The organism is Candidatus Devosia phytovorans (assembly GCA_029202405.1).
Taxonomy (GTDB): Bacteria; Pseudomonadota; Alphaproteobacteria; order Rhizobiales; family Devosiaceae; genus Devosia; species Devosia phytovorans.
In genome coordinates this window covers 2824100-2840991 of sequence record CP119312.1, presented here as the reverse complement: position 1 = coordinate 2840991, position 16892 = coordinate 2824100, and the positions used below count along the sequence as shown (strand labels likewise).

Annotated in this window: 18 protein-coding genes and 1 pseudogene; 9 read left to right on the top strand and 10 right to left on the bottom strand. The window is 62.1% G+C overall.

Translation table 11 applies throughout. The features are described from left to right. Window positions 1-113 precede the first annotated feature (113 nt). A complete protein-coding gene (locus P0Y65_14080; GenBank protein ID WEK03316.1) occupies window positions 114-1730 on the bottom strand; it encodes a PAS-domain containing protein in 1617 nt (538 codons plus the stop codon). 145 nt (window positions 1731-1875) lie between these two features. Here P0Y65_14080 and mscL point away from each other — a divergent pair, with 145 nt between their 5' ends. The 3 genes from mscL to P0Y65_14065 all read left to right on the top strand — a co-directional run bounded on the left by mscL (window position 1876) and on the right by P0Y65_14065 (window position 3820). Continuing rightward, window positions 1876-2313 (top strand): large conductance mechanosensitive channel protein MscL, encoded by a 438-nt coding sequence (gene mscL, locus P0Y65_14075; protein ID WEK03315.1) that lies wholly within the window; start codon window positions 1876-1878, stop codon window positions 2311-2313. Window positions 2314-2537: 224 nt separating this feature from the next. Further along, entirely contained in the window at window positions 2538-3158 is a 621-nt protein-coding gene (locus tag P0Y65_14070; protein ID WEK03314.1) for a LuxR C-terminal-related transcriptional regulator, read from the top strand. Between the two features lie 68 nt (window positions 3159-3226). Continuing rightward, on the top strand, window positions 3227-3820 hold the full coding sequence (locus P0Y65_14065; protein WEK03313.1) for a flavin reductase family protein: 594 nt from the start codon (window positions 3227-3229) through the stop codon (window positions 3818-3820). Here the strand turns inward: P0Y65_14065 and P0Y65_14060 are convergent. Further along, entirely contained in the window at window positions 3817-4620 is an 804-nt protein-coding gene (locus P0Y65_14060) for a peptidoglycan-binding domain 1 protein (protein WEK03312.1), read from the bottom strand. The two genes, P0Y65_14065 and P0Y65_14060, sit on opposite strands and share 4 nt — an antisense overlap. A gap of 339 nt (window positions 4621-4959) precedes the next feature. Between P0Y65_14060 and P0Y65_14055 the strand changes: the two genes are divergently transcribed. The 4 genes from P0Y65_14055 (at window position 4960) to P0Y65_14040 (ending at window position 6748) form a co-directional block, all read left to right on the top strand. Beyond that, complete coding sequence (locus tag P0Y65_14055; GenBank protein ID WEK03311.1) at window positions 4960-5175, top strand: cold-shock protein; 216 nt, start codon at window positions 4960-4962, stop codon at window positions 5173-5175. Between the two features lie 71 nt (window positions 5176-5246). Continuing rightward, window positions 5247-5453, top strand: a complete 207-nt coding sequence (locus tag P0Y65_14050) for a hypothetical protein (GenBank protein WEK03310.1) — start codon at window positions 5247-5249, stop codon at window positions 5451-5453. Window positions 5454-5535: 82 nt separating this feature from the next. After that, window positions 5536-6267, top strand: a complete 732-nt coding sequence (locus tag P0Y65_14045; protein ID WEK03309.1) for an SDR family oxidoreductase — start codon at window positions 5536-5538, stop codon at window positions 6265-6267. Window positions 6268-6442: 175 nt separating this feature from the next. Beyond that, complete coding sequence (locus P0Y65_14040; protein WEK03308.1) at window positions 6443-6748, top strand: hypothetical protein; 306 nt, start codon at window positions 6443-6445, stop codon at window positions 6746-6748. Window positions 6749-6926: 178 nt separating this feature from the next. Here P0Y65_14040 and hemA read toward each other — a convergent pair. After that, window positions 6927-8126, bottom strand: a pseudogene (gene hemA, locus P0Y65_14035) (5-aminolevulinate synthase). Window positions 8127-8577: 451 nt separating this feature from the next. Here hemA and P0Y65_14030 point away from each other — a divergent pair. Beyond that, window positions 8578-9240, top strand: coding sequence for an OmpA family protein (locus P0Y65_14030; GenBank protein ID WEK03307.1), 663 nt, complete (start codon window positions 8578-8580; stop codon window positions 9238-9240). Window positions 9241-9290: 50 nt separating this feature from the next. Here P0Y65_14030 and P0Y65_14025 read toward each other — a convergent pair whose 3' ends face one another. Together P0Y65_14025 and P0Y65_14020 are read right to left on the bottom strand one after the other, a co-directional pair. Continuing rightward, window positions 9291-9623: a hypothetical protein gene (locus P0Y65_14025; GenBank protein ID WEK03306.1), complete on the bottom strand. Its 333-nt coding sequence runs from the start codon at window positions 9621-9623 to the stop codon at window positions 9291-9293. 13 nt (window positions 9624-9636) lie between these two features. Then, window positions 9637-9879, bottom strand: coding sequence for a hypothetical protein (locus tag P0Y65_14020; GenBank protein WEK03305.1), 243 nt, complete (start codon window positions 9877-9879; stop codon window positions 9637-9639). Between the two features lie 174 nt (window positions 9880-10053). Here P0Y65_14020 and P0Y65_14015 point away from each other — a divergent pair, with 174 nt between their 5' ends. Beyond that, window positions 10054-10443 carry a PRC-barrel domain-containing protein gene (locus P0Y65_14015; GenBank protein WEK03304.1) on the top strand — a complete coding sequence of 130 codons (390 nt, stop codon included), beginning with the start codon at window positions 10054-10056 and terminating at the stop codon, window positions 10441-10443. Between the two features lie 128 nt (window positions 10444-10571). On the opposite strand, the gene P0Y65_14010 is transcribed toward P0Y65_14015, so the two are convergent. The 5 genes from P0Y65_14010 to P0Y65_13990 all read right to left on the bottom strand — a co-directional run bounded on the left by P0Y65_14010 (window position 10572) and on the right by P0Y65_13990 (window position 16625). Next, the gene (locus P0Y65_14010; GenBank protein ID WEK03303.1) at window positions 10572-12491 is read right to left on the bottom strand and encodes a glycoside hydrolase family 127 protein; all 1920 of its coding nucleotides are present in this window, start codon (window positions 12489-12491) and stop codon (window positions 10572-10574) included. An 11-nt stretch (window positions 12492-12502) separates the two neighbouring features. Then, complete coding sequence (locus tag P0Y65_14005; GenBank protein ID WEK03302.1) at window positions 12503-13552, bottom strand: LacI family DNA-binding transcriptional regulator; 1050 nt, start codon at window positions 13550-13552, stop codon at window positions 12503-12505. Window positions 13553-13563: 11 nt separating this feature from the next. After that, window positions 13564-14424 carry a carbohydrate ABC transporter permease gene (locus P0Y65_14000; protein WEK03301.1) on the bottom strand — a complete coding sequence of 287 codons (861 nt, stop codon included), beginning with the start codon at window positions 14422-14424 and terminating at the stop codon, window positions 13564-13566. Continuing rightward, window positions 14421-15296, bottom strand: coding sequence for a sugar ABC transporter permease (locus tag P0Y65_13995; protein ID WEK03300.1), 876 nt, complete (start codon window positions 15294-15296; stop codon window positions 14421-14423). The genes P0Y65_14000 and P0Y65_13995 overlap by 4 nt, the downstream gene beginning before the upstream one ends. A gap of 75 nt (window positions 15297-15371) precedes the next feature. Next, entirely contained in the window at window positions 15372-16625 is a 1254-nt protein-coding gene (locus P0Y65_13990; GenBank protein ID WEK03299.1) for a sugar ABC transporter substrate-binding protein, read from the bottom strand. Window positions 16626-16892 lie beyond the last annotated feature (267 nt).

Here is a 16892-nt window from a genome sequence, read left to right as displayed (position 1 = left end):
CCTCCCCCTGAAAAGGGGGAGGAACCGCGCGGTGCGTGGGGCGATATGGTGCCAAGAACTCGATCAGTCCCTCCCCCTTTTCAGGGGGAGGTTAGGTGGGGGTATTCTTGCTTCTACCTCTTCACCGGCGCCCGGCTCTGGTTGGCCAGCCCGCTGATCGCGGCCCGCAGCGCTGCGGGTTTGACCGGTTTCGTCACCACGGCGATGCCGCGTTCTTCCGCAAGCGTCCGAACCGCCGGGCTGCGGTCCGCCGTCACCAGCGCTGCTGGCAGGTGCCCGCCGATATTGTGGCGCAGCCATTCGATGGCATCGAGGCCCGAGGTCTGGTCGAGGTGATAATCCATCAGCACGAGATCGGGATACCAGCCTTCGAGCAGGCGCTCGCGGTCGATCTGTTTCAGCGACAGCGCAGAACGCACGTCGCAGCCCCAATGGCGCAGCAGACCCTCCATGGCTTCGATGATCGCCGCTTCATTGTCGACGCAGAGCACCTTCAGCCCCTGCATGCCGAAATTGGCTTCGGCCGGCGAGGCGCTGGCCTCGGGCGCGGCGCGAATGCCGCGCGTTGCCGGCAGGAACAGCGAAAAGCGCGAGCCGCGGCCTTCGTGGCTGTCGAGTTCGAGCGTCAGCCCCAGCCCATTGACCAGCCGCTGCACGATGGAAAGGCCCAGGCCAAGCCCCTGCGCCATGCGCGCGCCACGCTCGAGCCGCGAGAATTCTACGAACAGCAGGCGATGTTGGTCCTTGTTGAAACCGATACCGGTGTCGATCACGTCGAGCCGCAACCTGTTGCCCCGCCGGCGAAGCCCCACAAGCACCTTGCCGCCGGGTGGGGTATATTTGATGGCATTGCTGACCAGGTTCTGCACGATGCGGCTGACCAGGGAGCGGTCGATCATCACCGTCGCGTCGGTGGCCACGGTGTGGAGCGTGATATTGCGCTCGCGCGCCATAGGCCCGAATTCCACCTCGATCTTCTTGAGCAGGTCGCGTGCCGCAACTGGCGCCGGAATGGGCTTGAGCGCGCCGCTGTCGATGCGCGAAATATCGAGCAATGCGCCCATGATGTCTTCCACCGCCGTCAGTGACGCCTCGATGGAATTGGCCAGGTCGCCCAGCCCCGTCGACTTGGCGCGCTCGATCAGCGTCGAGGTGTAGAGCCGGGCGGCATTGAGCGGCTGCAGCAGGTCATGGCTGGCAGCGGCGAGAAAGCGCGTCTTGTCGTGATTGGCGGCATCGGCCTTGGCGCGGGCGCTTTCGAGTTCGATATTGACGCGCTTGAGCGCCGCGGTGCGCTCCTCGACGCGCTGTTCCAGCGACTGGTTGACCTGCGCCAGCGCCATTTCCGCCCGCACCCGTGCCGTGACGTCGAAAAAGGTGATGACCAGCCCGCCATCGGGCAGGCGCGAGGAGTGAAATTCCAGCATCTGCCCGCCATTGCCCAGGCGCTGCGTCACCGTCGTGGGCGAGGCGGTGAGCAGGTTTATCCGCTCGATCGCCAGTCGCGCCGCATCGCCGGTGCCCAGATCGCCGCGGTCGCCCAGATGCAGCGCAATGTCGAACAGCTGCGTGCCCGGCTTGATCATCGCCTCGGGCAGGGCCAGCATCAGATTGTAACGGCTGTTCGAGGTGACGAGGCGCAGGCTGGCGTCGAACACGGCAATGCCCTGCGGCACATGGTCTATGGCATGCCCCAGCATTATGGCGGCATCACGGGTCGGCGCGGGCATGAACAGTCCTGATTTCGGTCTCGGCAAATTATCCGCCCGGTGGCAAAGCCACGCAAGACCTACTCTAGGCCCATTGCAAAAGGCTCACAGGTAAGGCTTTCTTAACCACCCGCGGGTCGCGCGGGTCCATCAAGAGGCTTACATCATGTTCAAGGAATTCCGGGACTTTGCCATCAAGGGCAATATGATCGACCTGGCGATCGGCGTCATCATCGGCGCCGCATTCGGCGCCATCGTCTCGTCCATCGTCGATGACATCTTCATGCCGATCATCGGCCTGATCATTGGCGGCATCGACTTCTCGAACCTGTTCGTCGTGCTTTCCAACCCCGACCAGGTTGCCGTGCCATCCGTTGCGGCCGCCAAGGCTGCCGGCGTCGCCACGCTCAATATCGGCCTGTTCATCAACGCCGTGGTCAAGTTCACCATCATCGCCTTCGTGCTTTTCATGGTGGTCAAGGGCATCAATTCGCTCAAGCGCGAAGCCGCCAAGGAGCCGGTGGAAACCACGCCGGCCCCGACCAAGGAAGAAGTCCTGCTGACCGAAATCCGCGACGCCCTGCGCGCCACGCCGCGCGTCTGATCTCTCCCAGCAAAGCGCATTGACACCTAGATAATGGGCATTTAAGCCTATTATCTAGGTAGTTCATCTTAAGTAGTTTCCCTATCGGACGGCGATAACACTTATCGCAAACTACCGTGGCTATTTCACCTGGGCCATGGCTCTGCACGCGCGCGGGGCGATGTGGTGAGTACATTCAGCGAAAGGTTTGTCATCAAGCAATATTCTGCCACGGGGAGCGGCAAATGAGCGACGAGATATACTATAGTTCCTTTTCCAGCCGGGATCGCCTGATCCACATTGTCGATGGTGATATTGCCACCTGCGAGGCGCTGAGCGTCCTCTTCCGCCTCGAAGGCTTTCAGACGTCTTTCTCGACGACGGCCGAGCAGTTTTCGATCGCCCTCGAACGCCGCCGACCCGATGCCTTTGTCATCAACATGCATCTCGGCGAGGACCACGGCATCAACCTGCTGCGCCGGATCCGGGCGATACGCGGCGAGGTGCCGGTCGTCATGATGGTCGATGTGCCCGACCTGACCGGTGCCGTGGCGGCGATGAAACTGGGTGCCACCGACGTCATCTCCAAGCCCATCGACAGCGATCACCTGCTGATGGTGCTGCGCGACAACCTGCGGCTGGGCCTGCGTAACGGGCACCGCAACAGCGACATCCGCGGTCTTGCCCAGCTCACTCCGCGCGAACGGCAGGTGCTGCATCTGATCACCAGCGGCCAGTCCAACAAGGAGGCGGGCCGCGAACTGGGCATTTCCCCCCGCACCATCGAAGTGCACCGCGCCCGCGTCATGGAAAAGCTGGGCGCCCGCAACACCGCCGACCTGATGCGCATCGTGCTGGTGGGTTAGCCGAAGGATTTGAAATCGCCGGACAAATCGGGTCATGATGGGCGGCCGCCAAATCAGCCGGACCCTTCATGACCATCCTCCCCGTCGATCTCGCCCGGGCGCATCGCCTGCTCAACCATGGCCCCACTATCCTGATCTCGGCCCGCCAGGGTGGCGTGGACAATGTCATGCCGGCCGCCTGGGCCTCGGTGCTCGACATGGATCCGGCCAAGGTGATGGTCGTGCTCGATAGCGGTGCGCGGACGCGTGAACTGGTGGAAGCCAGCACGCATTTCGTCATGCAGATCCCGGTCGCCGGACAGTTGAGCGTGGTCGATGCGCTCGGCACCACCAGCCTGCACGACATGCCCGACAAGCTCGCCCGCTCCGGCGTCAAACTGTTTGAGATGCCTGGCCATGACCTGCCCCTCGTGCAAGGCTGCGCCGCCTGGATGGTCTGCCGGCTCATCCCCGAACCGCATAACCAGTCCACCTATGACCTCTTCATCGGCCAAGTCGAAGCCGCCTGGGCCGACGACCGCGTCTTCAGCAATGGCCGCTGGCATTTCGAAACCGCCGACCCCGCCTGGCGCACGCTCCACCACGTCTCGGGCGGCCGCTACCTCGCCATCGGCGACATTCTGCCTTTCAACCGCAGCCCGGACGAAGGGCCGGGGGCCTAGAACAGCTCGGTCAGGTCATAAAAGCCCGCGTGGACATGACCGCGCCGCGTCGCGATCGTGCCGTTTCGATTCAGCACATCGGCCCGCGCCTTGAGCACGGACTTCTGGGATCGCAGATAGGCAAAAACCAGAAGGTCCAGTTCGGCGCCGCCGACTGCATCGCGCCAGAGCTGGGCGTTCTTGTGCGCATCTTGGTGCCCCCACATCTGACTGCCGGTGCCGGCAAGCCAATCGCAGATGAGATCGTCGGCCTTTGCATTCCCCACAGCTGCCTTGAACGCCGCCACATCAGAAAATGACAGGCCCTTCATACTCCCGTTCTGCGTAACGAGATCGAAAAAGAACGCCAGCTCCTGCTTGCTCCGGCCGGCAGTGCCCCGGGCATCCGCCCAGGCGCGGGCATGAACGTCTGCCTTTTCGGCGACGCTGGCGATGCGGTCGTCCTGCAGTTGACGCAGGGTCGGTGACCCCATCAGCGCCTTCAACTCGGCTCGCGGTCCGGCAAGAAGCTTCTTGTTGCTTTGCCAGCCACGCACGATGGCAAGGCCGCGTGGGATGGGCGAGGTGCAGGCCTCCCACATGGCCTGGCCAAAAGCCGGCATCGTCGCATGCACGACAGCTTCACCGGCCTTGACGATCATGGGCTGCAGGGAGCCCTGTCCTATATTCCACTGCAGCACGCCACAGGAAATGCCTTGCCCATCGAAGTCGCCCGTTGCACCCAGATAGGGCTCGCTGCCATTTTCGAAGCGGCCAACCAGGGCTGCAATGACTTTGATGTCATCGCTATCAATCGCCACCCGATCCTCCTGTCGACCGCGACGCGTCGCGCGACAATGGCCCTGCCGCTTCCCCGCCGATAGGCCGGTCAAATACCATTGGTATGGCGTGCAAACTGCATCGGGCGCGGGCGGTTTCAGCCCGCCGCATCTCGTCGGGCGAATCCTTGCGGGATAAGCTTCCTTGCAAATATTGGCCCGGGCGGGTAGGATAATGGACGTTTACAGCCCAAGTCGGCTGCCCATTGCCGGTAATTTCCGGTTCTCGGCTCACTGATCAGTTTTGCGAACGTTATCTCTTGTCTGCATGTCGCCGACGGGAAAATCGCTCGCTAACACGAGCCAAAAGGACCAGATATCATGGCCACTATCACCGGCACCGTTAAGTTCTTCAATTCGACCAAGGGCTTCGGCTTCATCACCCCGGAAACCGGCGGCAAGGATGCCTTCGTGCACATTTCCGCTGTCGAGCGTTCGGGCCTCAAGGGCCTCTACGAAAACGACAAGGTGACCTACGAGCTCGAGTCCGGCCGCGACGGCAAGGAATCTGCAGTGAACCTGACGCTGCTGAAGTAGTTCCAGCATCCATCGCTGAATTTGAAGAGGCCATTGCACCTGCAATGGCCTTTTTCCTTAAGGAGCTTTCCATGACGCACAAGTACCAGGTCGGCCAGGCGCTCGAACTGATCGGCAATATCCGCGCCAGCACCCGCCGCAGCGGTTCGTGCAAGGTCGTCGCCCTGCTGCCCTTCGAGGGCCAGACCGTGCAATACCGCATCCAGTCCGACGCCGAGACGCATCAGCGCATCGTCAGCGAGAACGACCTGCGCCTGCCCGGCCCCGTGAGCGTCTGACGGAACCGCAATCGCTCTGGACCGCGTCGCAAATGCCTGCAAACCTGCAGGTATAAGCGCACAACACGCGGGAGAGAGACACGTGCCGAACAGGTTGGACGACAAGATTGCCGTGGTCACCGGTGCAGCCTCGGGCATCGGCCTCGCGACCACCAGGGCCCTGTTGGCAGAGGGCGCCACTGTGGTCATGGTGGACTGGAATGCCGAGGCACTCGACGCGCTGGCAAGCGAGCTGGGCGAGCAGGCAATACCCCGGGTTACCAATCTGCTCGATGCGCAAAGCTGCGGCGAAATGGTGCCGGAAATCCTCGCCAAGACCGGCCGCATCGACATCCTGCACTGCAATGCCGGCAGCTATATCGGTGGTGATCTGATAGAGACCACACCGGAAGCCATCGACCGCATGCTGACGCTCAACGTCAATGCGGTGATGAAGAATGTCCATGCGGTGTCCCCGCACATGATCGGGCGCAAGAGCGGCGACATCATCGTGACCTGCTCGGTTGCCGGCCATTTCCCGACGTGGTGGGAGCCGGTCTATTCCGGCTCGAAATGGGCCATCACCAGTTTTGTCCAGGGCATGCGACGCCAGATGGTGCCCCATGGCATACGCGTAGCCCAGATCTCGCCCGGTCCCGTGGTTTCGGCCCTGCTCGCCGACTGGCCGGAGGAGAACCTGCGCGCAGCGCGAGAAAGCGGCGGGCTGATCGAGCCCGAGGACGTTGCCGACGCCATCATCTTCATGCTGACCCGCCGCCGCGCCGTCACCATCCGCGACATGATCGTGCTGCCCTCCAATTTCGACAGGGTGTAAGCCTGTGGGGAGCTAAGCGCCCCCTTCGCAACATTTTGGGCTTCTCATCCGTTAAGGGTGCGCCGTGATCCATAGGCTTCGGCGGAGACCGCCGTGCTTGACCGACCTGGTCACCGCACAACATAGTATTGGTCGGGGTTCACATCGGTGGACCTCGCTCTTTTCTGGAGATCACATGCGTGTAGTTTTGGCTTTGATGACTTTGGCGATTGGCACCCCTGTACTGGGAGCACCAGTCAGCATCGTGGTTCAGAACACGTCGCAGGATACCATCGAGAACATCAATGTGTTCCCGGTCGACGTCGACCAGAATATCGGCAGCTACACCGTACCGATCGCACCGGGCCAGGCTGGACGGATCGATCTTTCACTGGCGCAGTGCCAGCCCGTCGAAGTTCTGGTGACCATCAAGGACAACCCGGCGGAGTTCCGCCCGGTCGTCGACCTCTGTCGCGATCCCTTGCTGACGGTCGGCGAATAGCCACTTCGCTTCTTCGGCCCTTCCGCTCGGCCGCGCGTCACATCGACCTGGCTGGCAGGAAAGCAGCATCCCCGGCTCGCGCCGGGGACTATCTTTGTTAGCCGCCGATCGTCGGCAGCGTCAGGTCGCCCGAGGTCAGCTTGCGCGCCGTGATCTTGGCGTCGGCCGGTTCGCGCTGCAGGCCGAGGTTGGTCCAGACGCTGACCAGCGCATGACGCAGGGCGAAGATCATTTCGTCGCTATGCAGCGGCGTCGGCGTGATGCGCAGGCGTTCGGTGCCCTTGGGCACGGTCGGATAGTTGATCGGCTGGATGTAGATATTATGCTTGTCGAGCAGCATGTCGCTGGCGGCCTTGACCGCCCGCGCATCGCCCACGATCAGCGGCACGATATGGGTATCCGTATCCATCACCGGCAGGCCTGCATCGGCCAGGATCGCCTTGGTCAGGCGCGCCTGGCGCTGGTGCATCATGCGCTCGTGGCTCGAGCCCTTGAGGTGCTCGATCGAGGCGCGGGCCGCCGCGCAGAGGGCAGGGGGCAGTGACGTGGTGAAGATGAATTCGGGCGCATAGGACCGCACCGCGTCCACGATGGCGCGGTTGGCAGTGATATAGCCGCCCATGGTGCCGAAACCCTTGGCCAGCGTGCCCTCGATGATGTCGATCCGGTCCATCAGGCCATCGCGTTCGGCAATTCCGCCGCCGCGCTCGCCATACATGCCCACGGCGTGGACCTCGTCGATATAGGTCAGCGCGCCGAATTCCTCGGCCAGGTCGCAGATTTCCTTGATGGGAGCGATGTCGCCATCCATCGAATAGACCGATTCAAAGCAGATCAGCTTGGGCCGCTTGCGATCCACGGCAGCCAGCAGGTCGCGCAGATGGGCGACGTCATTGTGCCGGAAGATCTTCTTTTCCATGCCCGACTGGCGCACGCCCTGGATCATCGAGGCGTGGTTGAGCTGGTCCGAAAAGATCACGCAATCGGGCAGCAGCCGCGCGATCGTGGCGATGGCGGCCTCGTTGGAAACAAAGCCCGAGGTAAAGACCAGCGCACCTTCCTTGCGGTGCAGATCGGCGAGCGACCGCTCGAGCTCGACCAGCGGACGGTTGGTGCCCGAAATATTGCGCGTGCCGCCCGAGCCGACGCCCAGCTTGCCGGCCGTGTCCTGCATGGCGCCCACCACCTTGGCGTGCTGGCCCATGCCCAGATAGTCATTGGAGCACCAGATGGTGATTTCACGCTGATTGTCGGCGTCGTCGCGATAAATGGCCTTGGGGAACTGGCCGGCGATGCGCTCGAGATCGGCAAAAACGCGATAGCGCTTTTCTGCCCGCAGTGTGTCCACTGCATCCTCGAATATACCGCGATAGTCCATCGAACCGTCCTTCTATGCTCGGCCGCAGGCGGAGAGCCGGAGCGGCGAACAAGCCATAACTAGGCTGGTGCGACAGGCATTGATATAGGTCAATTGGACGCGCATCCCGAGCCTTGCAAAGCCCTGTCGGCATTGGATGCCGAGCCTCAACTTTCGAGGCATTCTAAAGTGTAATGGGCTGTCTGCCAATGCGGCGAAAGCCATCATTTGTGGCAAAATCGGCACCGCGCCGCGCATCGTGATCGCGCGAGCCGCTCACGCGATGGCGCCGATGGCGATCGGCACGCCGTGACAGGGCGTGAGTCGGATCCTCTCCATTGTCGTGTCAGGCCAGTAAAACCGGAGCGGACAAAGCCTGTTCATCTGCTATTCATCCGCTTTGCTTCACCACCGTCCTGCCTTATTCAATGGTCACCACAGGGCCACTAGCGAATCCTTCAGGGGGACAATCATGATGACGAAGATCCTGGTCGCGATGACCGCAGCTCTCGCGCTCACTGCCTGCACCACCAATCCCTATACCGGCGAAAGCCAGCTTTCCAACACGGCCGGCGGCGGCCTGTTCGGCGCTGGCGGCGGCGCCGTGGCTGGCGCCATCATCGGCTCGGCCGTTGGTGGCGATGCGCGCGTCGGCGCGTTGATCGGCGCTGGCGTCGGCGGCCTGACCGGCGCGGCCATCGGCTCCTACATGGACCAGCAGGAAGCCGAACTGCGCGCCCAGCTCCAGGGCACCGGCGTTTCCGTCACCCGTGTCGGCCAGAACATCATCCTCAACATGCCGTCCAACATCACCTTCGCCACCGACCAGTCCAACGTCCAGCCGAGCTTCAACTCGACCCTGGTCTCGGTCGCGCTCGTGCTCAAGAAGTTCGACAAGTCCATCGTCGACGTCTACGGCCACACCGACTCGACCGGCGGCGACAGCCACAACCTAGCGCTCAGCCAGCGCCGCGCCGTTTCGGTCGCCACGATCCTGGCCAACCAGGGCATCGACCAGCGCCGTTTCTATATCGAAGGCAAGGGATCCTCGAGCCCCATCGCCTCCAACGCGAGCGAAGCCGGCCGCGCCCAGAACCGCCGCGTCGAAATCCAGATCGCGCCGATCAACGGCTGATCGTTTCGGCAGAAACGCAAAAGGCGGGCTTCGGCCCGCCTTTTTCTTTATCAGTTCGCCGGAACCACTTGTTCCTGCACCGGCACCGCCGGATCGGCCGCCGGGGCAACGACGCTTTCCGCGCTCGGCGTGCCGGGCTGCACATCGGTCGATGGTGCGCCCTGGAACATCTGCATCAGGAACAGCACGGCGATGACGATGGCGAGGCCCACCACGCCATAGAGCCACCAATTGGTCGGCCCGGTCGCGGCAATGGTTTCCTCGTGCTCGCCCGCCACCTTGATCGGCGAAGCATCGGGCACGTCGATACGCGCGCCATTCTCGTCGATCAGGTTATCGACGCTGGCCACGGTCGGCACAGGCTGTTTTGGTGCGGTTGCCATCAGAAGTCTCCCTTCAACACGGTTTCGGTACCGACGCCATCCTGCACGCCCTGTGGACCTCTGCTATGGCGTTGTCGATCTCTTCGGCCTCAAAGCCGATCTCGCGTCCCTCTTCGCCGGCGGCCGTTGCATCAGCCTTGAGCTGGTTGAGCAGTTCGAGCTTTTCCTTGGCGGTGAACAGGCTGTTATGGGCAATGCCCATGGGGGTGATCTTGTCGTCCCCGCCCATGCGGTCCTGGAGGCTGTCAAACAACATGGCACGTCTCCTTGCTATGGGTCGAAATGACCCTCGCCAGACAAATGCGCCGTCGGGCCGGCAAGTTCCGAATCCGGCTCCAAGGGTTCCACCCGATCACACAAGTTTAACTCGGAACTCCTTTTGCCGTGCCCACGTTGACCTGCCACATCCAAAGCAAAGAGGAGCTCGAAGATGGCTTACGACGATACTCGCAACCGCGACGCCGACGTCAAGGAAACCCACGATCTGATCGCCTCCGACAAGGTCGAAGGCACCAAGGTCTACGATCCCAATGGCGAGCATATCGGCTCTATTGAACGCATTCTGGTCGAAAAGCGCAGCGGCAAGGTCTCCTATGCCGTGCTGAGCTTCGGCGGCTTCCTCGGCATCGGCCACGACCATTATCCGCTGCCCTGGACCAAGCTCAATTATGACGAAAGCCTCGGCGGTTACCGCGTCGATGTCACCAAGGACCAGCTCGAGGGCGCGCCGAAATACCGCGACGACGATGCTGACTTCTGGTCCGCCGAAAACGGCCGCCGCGTCTATGACTATTACGGCGTTGCGCCCTACTGGATCTAACCTCCGGAAGTTCGGCAGAAGCCGAAAGAATTGCCGGCGTCCCGAAAGGGGCGCCGGCTTTTTGTTGGCTCTTTGGTGGTCGCGTTTTCGAAGCGCAAAACCGGTATCCACTTTTGCTAAAAACGCTCCTAGTTCGCCTCCGGCACCCAGACCACCATCGAACCCTGCCCGCGATTGGCCCAGAGGTAATAGGGCAGGGCGGTCAGCGTCGCGCTCGCTTCCTTGGGTGGCGCGGTGCGGTAGAGAGTCTTCCACTCATTTTCGTTGATCGCCGTGGCATCCGCTTTGAGCGTCACCACGCCATCGAACAGGTCGGTGCGGGTTTCGACCTTGAGCTCGGAGTCTCGCGGCAGCTTCAGCCGCTGCACGCGACCGCCTGGATTGTCGATCTCTTCCACGCAATAGACCAGCGGTCCGCGCTTCAGCGCCACGCGGCCCACATCCATCAGCACGCCCGGATTGGCATAGAGCCGCACCGGCGGCATCTGCAGGTCGAGCGCCACCACGTCGCCCTTGGCCCAGGTGCGGTTGATGGTGAGATATCCATTGACCGCCTTGGCGACGTCCACCGCCTCGCCATTGACCGACACTTTCGCGCCCGATGACCAGCCGGGAATGCGCAGCTTGACGTCAAAGGCCGCCGGGCTTTCCGGATCGACATGGATCTTGATGTCGCCATTCCACGGATAGGTCGACACTTCCCGCAGACCGACTGTCTGCCCGCCGATCAAAACCTCCGTGGCAATGCCGCCATAGAGGTGGAAGGCCACGCCATCGACCGCCGTCGAGACGAAATAGCCGCCCACCGAAGCCACCAGCCGGCTCACATTCATCGTGCAGCACGGGCAGGTGTGCCAGTCCCAACGCGTCGGCGTGCCGTCGCTCTCCAGCGGATTGGCATAGAAATAGTTCTCGCCGTCGCGGCTGAGCCCCGATAGCGCGCCATTGAACATGGCCAGTTCCAGGATATCGGCATATTTGCCGTCGAGATCGAGATGCAGCATGCGCTGCGCCCAAAAGATCAGCGCCACCGAAGCGCAGGTCTCGGCATAGGCCGTCTGGTTGGGCAGGTCGAAGTCATGGGTGAAGCCCTCGTTATGCGCCGAGGGGCCAAGGCCCGCCGTCACATACATCTTGGTCTCCATCACATCGTCCCACAGCACTTCGCAGGCGCGCTTGAGCCCGGCATCATTGAGCTCGGCGGCAAGGTCCGCCATGGCGGTATAGAGATACATGGCGCGCACGGCATGGCCGACAACCTTGTCCTGCTCGCGCACCGGACGGTGGCTCTGGCTATATTCGTAATTGCCGAACACATAGCGCTGGTTGAGCGCCTTGCCCTCCTTGGCTTCGCGCTCCTCCCTTTCGATATCGAAATAATGCGGATCCTGATGACCGCGCTCGTTGATGAGATAGGTGGCAAAGTCGAGATGCTTCTTCTCGCCGGTCAGGTAATAGAGCTTGATCAGCGCCAGCTCGATTTCCTCATGCCCATCATAGCCGCGCTTCTGCCCCGGCCCGGTGCCGAACACCGTGTAGATATGATCGAGATAACGCTCCATCACATCGAGCCAGCGGCGTCGTCCGGTCACCCGGAAATAGGCAATCGCGCCTTCCAGCATATGCCCGGCATTATACATTTCGTGATTGTCGCGCAGATTGCTCCAGCGCTTGTCCGGCTCATGGCCGAGATACCAGCAGTTGAGATAGCCATCCGGCGCCTGCGCCTTTTCGAAATCATCGACGATCGCCTCGATCTTGGCTTCGATATCGGCGTCGCGCCGATGCGCCAAGGCATAGCTGGCCGCCTCGATCCATTTGCCCACATCGCTGTCCCAGAACACCTGCACGGTAAAACCATTGGCATGGCGCGGAAAGCGCAGCGGCGGTGGCGGGTTCGGCAGCTTGAGCGAGTCGAGGATCGTATATTCCTCGAGCTTTCTATGCTGGCTCGGAATGGTGCGCGTCAGCACGGTCTCGAGCCTCTCGTGCCAGAATTTTCCCTCCAGCGTCACATCCGGAAAATTGACGGGGGCATAGCGGCTCATGGAATTCCTCCTCAGGTCTTCTTCTTGGATGGGTCGGACGATTGCCGTACGACCAGCGAACAGTCGAGCCGTTCGACGCCACGCAGGCGCTCCCCGGCCATCATTGAAATCAGGCGCTCGCCGGCCACCCGGCCCAGCTCGCGCAAATTCATGTCGACGGAGCTGAGCGGCGGCCGCGCCGCCAGCGCCATCACATCCCAATTGTCGAAGCCCACCACCGCGACGTCGCCCGGCACGTCGAGCCCGCGTTCCCGCAACCCGTCCACCGCACCACGCGCAATCTGGTCATTGCCGCAAAAAAGCGCGTCGGGCGTCTCGGTCTTGCCGTCAAACAGCGCGGCCACCGCCTCCCGGCCCCAAAGCTCGGACCATTGTCCGTTGAGCCCATAGCCCGCGATCTCCGGCAGGCCCGCCTTGCTCAGCACATCGGCATAGCCCTGCTGGCGCAGGTTCACCGCCTCGAACCGCGTCGGCCCCGTCACATGGGCAATCCGCCTGCGTCCCATGTCGACCAGATGCTGCACCCCCAGCACCGCCCCGCCGTAATCATCGGGGATGAGGCATAGCGCATCGGGGTCATCGGCCTGCGAGAACACATAGATCACCGGCATCGACTTGCCCGGCACGGCAATGGCCGGTCGCATGTCCATGCGTCGCGCCGTCACCAGCAGCCCATCGATGCGCTTTCCCAGTAACTGGTCGAGATGCTGCTTCTCGCGTGCCGGATCGTCCGTCGCATTGCACATGAAGATCGCAATGCCATGCTCGGCCAGTCGCTCCTCCAGCGCCTCGACGATGGGAAAGGTGAAGCGGCCGAAACTGTCGGTGGAAAGGATCCCCACCGTCATCGACTTGGCCCGGTGCAGGCTCTGCGCCATGGAATTGGGCCGGAAACCCAGTTCATTGGCCGCGGCTACCACCTTGTCCCGTGTCTCCTGCTTCAGCCGCCCGGTGCCATTGAGCGCCTTGGATGCCGTGCCGATGGAGACGTCGGCCAGCCGCGCCACATCCCTGATCGTGGCGCGCTCCGGATAGCGCTCATGTGTGTCCTGCTCGTCCATGGCCAGCCGCTCTATTTCACGGCGCCGTTGAGGAAGCCGGAGACGTAATATTTCTGCAACAGCACATAGATGAGGATGCAGGGAAGTACAGAGACGATGACGCCCGCCTGCAGCGCACCCCAGTCGACCGCGCCCAGCCGCCCGGTGCGCACCGACACCAGCATGATCGGCACGGTGAACGAGCTTTCCTTGTTCATGAAGATCAGCGCCGCCAGAAACTCGTTCCACGAATTGATGAAGGTGAAGAGCATTACCGTCACCACGCCCGGCATGACCAGCGGCAGGAAGATGCGGCGCAGCACCTGAAAACTTGTTGCCCCATCGATCAGCGCTGCCTCCTCGATTTCGCGCGGAATGGCCTCGAAGGCATTGCGCATCAGATAGATCGAAAACGGCAGTTGCAGCACGGCATGAACGATCGCCAGCCCCAGGTGGGAATTGGCCAGGCCGATCTTGGAAAAGTTGAGATAGATCGGGATCAGCAGCGCCTGATAGGGGATCATCAGCGGCGCCAGCATCAGGACAAAGATCAACTCCTTGAACGGCAGCCTGAACCGCGCCAGCCCATAGCCCGCCGGTACCGCCAGCACGAGGCACAGCACGATGGCAATGGCGGCTACGAGGAAGCTGTTGCCGGCATAGGTGGAAAGCCCGGCCTGATAGTCGAGGATCTTGCCGTAGTTCTCGCCGCTCAGACTATGCGGCAGGTAGTTGGGCGGGCTGGCCGAGGCCTCGGCCGGTGTCTTGATCGAGGCGAAAAAGCTCAGCACCATCGGTCCCAGCATCAGCGTGATGACCAGCACGCAGATGGCGGCAACGAGATAGCGCTGGGCCCGCGCCATCGGCGCACTTTTCTGGCTGATCGCGCTCATTCGCTGGCGCTCCGGTTGCTGAGAAACACCTGCAGCGCCGAAAACACCAGGATGATGGCGGTCAGAATGATCGACAGCGCTGCGCCATAGCCCAGTTTGAAGCTGATGAAACTGTTCTGGTAGATCAGATAGACCGAGGTGAAGGTCTGCCCGCGCGGATTGCCGCCGGTCATGATGTAGAACTGCTCGAAGGCCAGCATCGAGCCGATGGCCGAAATCAGCGTCGCCAGCAGCAGCGTGCGCATCGAGAGCGGAATGATGATCCGCCACACCCGCTGCCAATAGCTGGCGCCATCGATGATCGCCGCCTCGATGACTTCCGAATTGATCGACTGGATGGCAGCAACGAAAAGGATCATGCCGAAGCCGACCACTTTCCACGTCACCGAAACGATCACCGCCGCCAGCGCCGGATCGGCCTTGGTGAACCACACCGGCATGGCTTCGACGAGGCCGAGGTCGAGCAGGATCTTGTTGAACAGCCCCACCTGCTGGTCCAGCAGCCAGTACCAGAGCAGGCTCGATGTGCCGAGCCCGATCACAACCGGCAAAAAGATCGTCGCCCGGGTGAACAGTTTCAGCGGCGTGTTCTGGCTGGTCAGCAGCGCCAGGGCAAAGCCCAGCCCCATCAATATCGGCGTGATGACCACGGTATATTTGACCGTGAACCACAGCGCCCGCCAGAAGGCGCGGTCATCCAGCGCCTCGGCGTAATTCTCCAGCCCCACCCATGTGCCGCCACCCAGCAGCGACGTATCGGTCAGCGACAGCCAGACCAGCTGCCCCAGCGGATAGAGCACGAAGGCGGAGACGAAGAGCAGGGCAGGGGCGACATAGATCAGCCCCAGATGACGATTGCGGATGGCGGCCACGGCGACGGTCCCCGGCGCGGAAAAAGGAAGGGCGGCAGCGGGAGAGCCGCCGCCCAGTCGGCAGGAAAGAAAAGCTTAGTCGGACGCGATATCGAGGAAAGCCTCGCGCGCCTCTTCGATGGCCCCTTCCACATCGCCGTCAAACACGGCGGTCTGGATCATGGTCAGCCATGGGCTCTGGTCGGCATTGACCATGTCGTTGAAGTGAAAGGCATAGGGCGTCTGGCCGATGCCGACCGCCTGCGCGGTGGTGATATAGCGTGGTTCGGCCTGGAAATATTCATTGTCGGCCAGATCCGTGCGCACCGGCAGGATCAGGTTCTTGGCGAGGCCCTCGAGTTGCGCCTCGTCGGTCAGCGACCAGGTGATGAAATCCTTCGCCAGCTCGGCATTCCTGGCACCGGACGGAATGGCAATGACATCGCCGCCCACGAAGGACGATTGCTGCCCATCCTCGATCCCCGGCAGCGGCGCAATGCCGAAATTCATCTCCGGATGATTGGCCTTGAGCGAGGAAATGGCAAAGCCACCCGAGCCCTGCATGCCCACCGTGCCCGTTTCGAAGGTCGCGGTGAAATTTGCGCCGGTATCGCTTTCGGCGCTTTCGGGAATGATCCCGGCCTCCCACATATCCTTGAGCATGGTGAGGACTTCCACCACGCCCGGCCCGTCCAGCACCGGCGTATCCGGACCGGTCGGCAACAGCACGGCGCCGCTCCCCCACATCATCGGCGCCTGGGTGAAGATATTGCAGCCGCCGCACGAGCCCGAGAAATAATAGCCCGAGATATTGTCCGGGTCGGTCGCATGGATCTTGGCCGCGTAATCCTGCAGCTCGGCGATCGTCACCGGCGGCTTTTCCGGATCAAGCCCCGCCGCTTCGAACAGGTCCTTGTTGTAGAGCAGGATCGACACGTCAGGGGTGAAGCCGGTGCCATAGAGTTTGCCGTCATAGCTGGCGAGATCCTGGAACGCCTTTGCCACCTTGGCCTGGTTCGGGTCGGCACCCAGCGTCTCAGTCAGGTCGGTCAAAAATCCCGCCTTCATGAAGTCGGGCATGAAGATCAGGTCGAACGAGATCAGGTCCGGCACATCGCCCGATTGCACCGAGGTGGCGAGCTTGGTCACCATCTGGTTGTCGGGAATGGTGGTCAGCTCCAGCTTGTCGTCATGGCTGGCGTTCCACAGATCGACCATATGCTGCGCGGCATTCGAGCTTGAGGCGCGCGCCCAGATGCTCAGCGTTTCGGCATGGGCGGCAACCGGGCCCAGCACTGCCGTCGAAAGCGACAGCGCGAGCGCCATCCTGCCCAGAAGTGGCAAAGTCATGAAAATCCTCCCTTGTGATCGGGCGCCGGAATCTCCTCCTCCGCCACCCTCGGCTCCTCCACGAGCCCTTCGGAAAACTTTCCCGGCTGATCCTGCCGACCATTTGGGGCCGGTCAGCGATGTCAGGAAAAGGTTTTCTCAAATTCAGAAATTACACAGGGATCGTGCGCATGCAAGCGCAATATGCGTGAGGGGGCAGTGCCCGCGTACTGCGCCTGCCTCCGCTTCCACCAAGGCGTCGCGACCTCGCAGAAACGCTCGGCAACA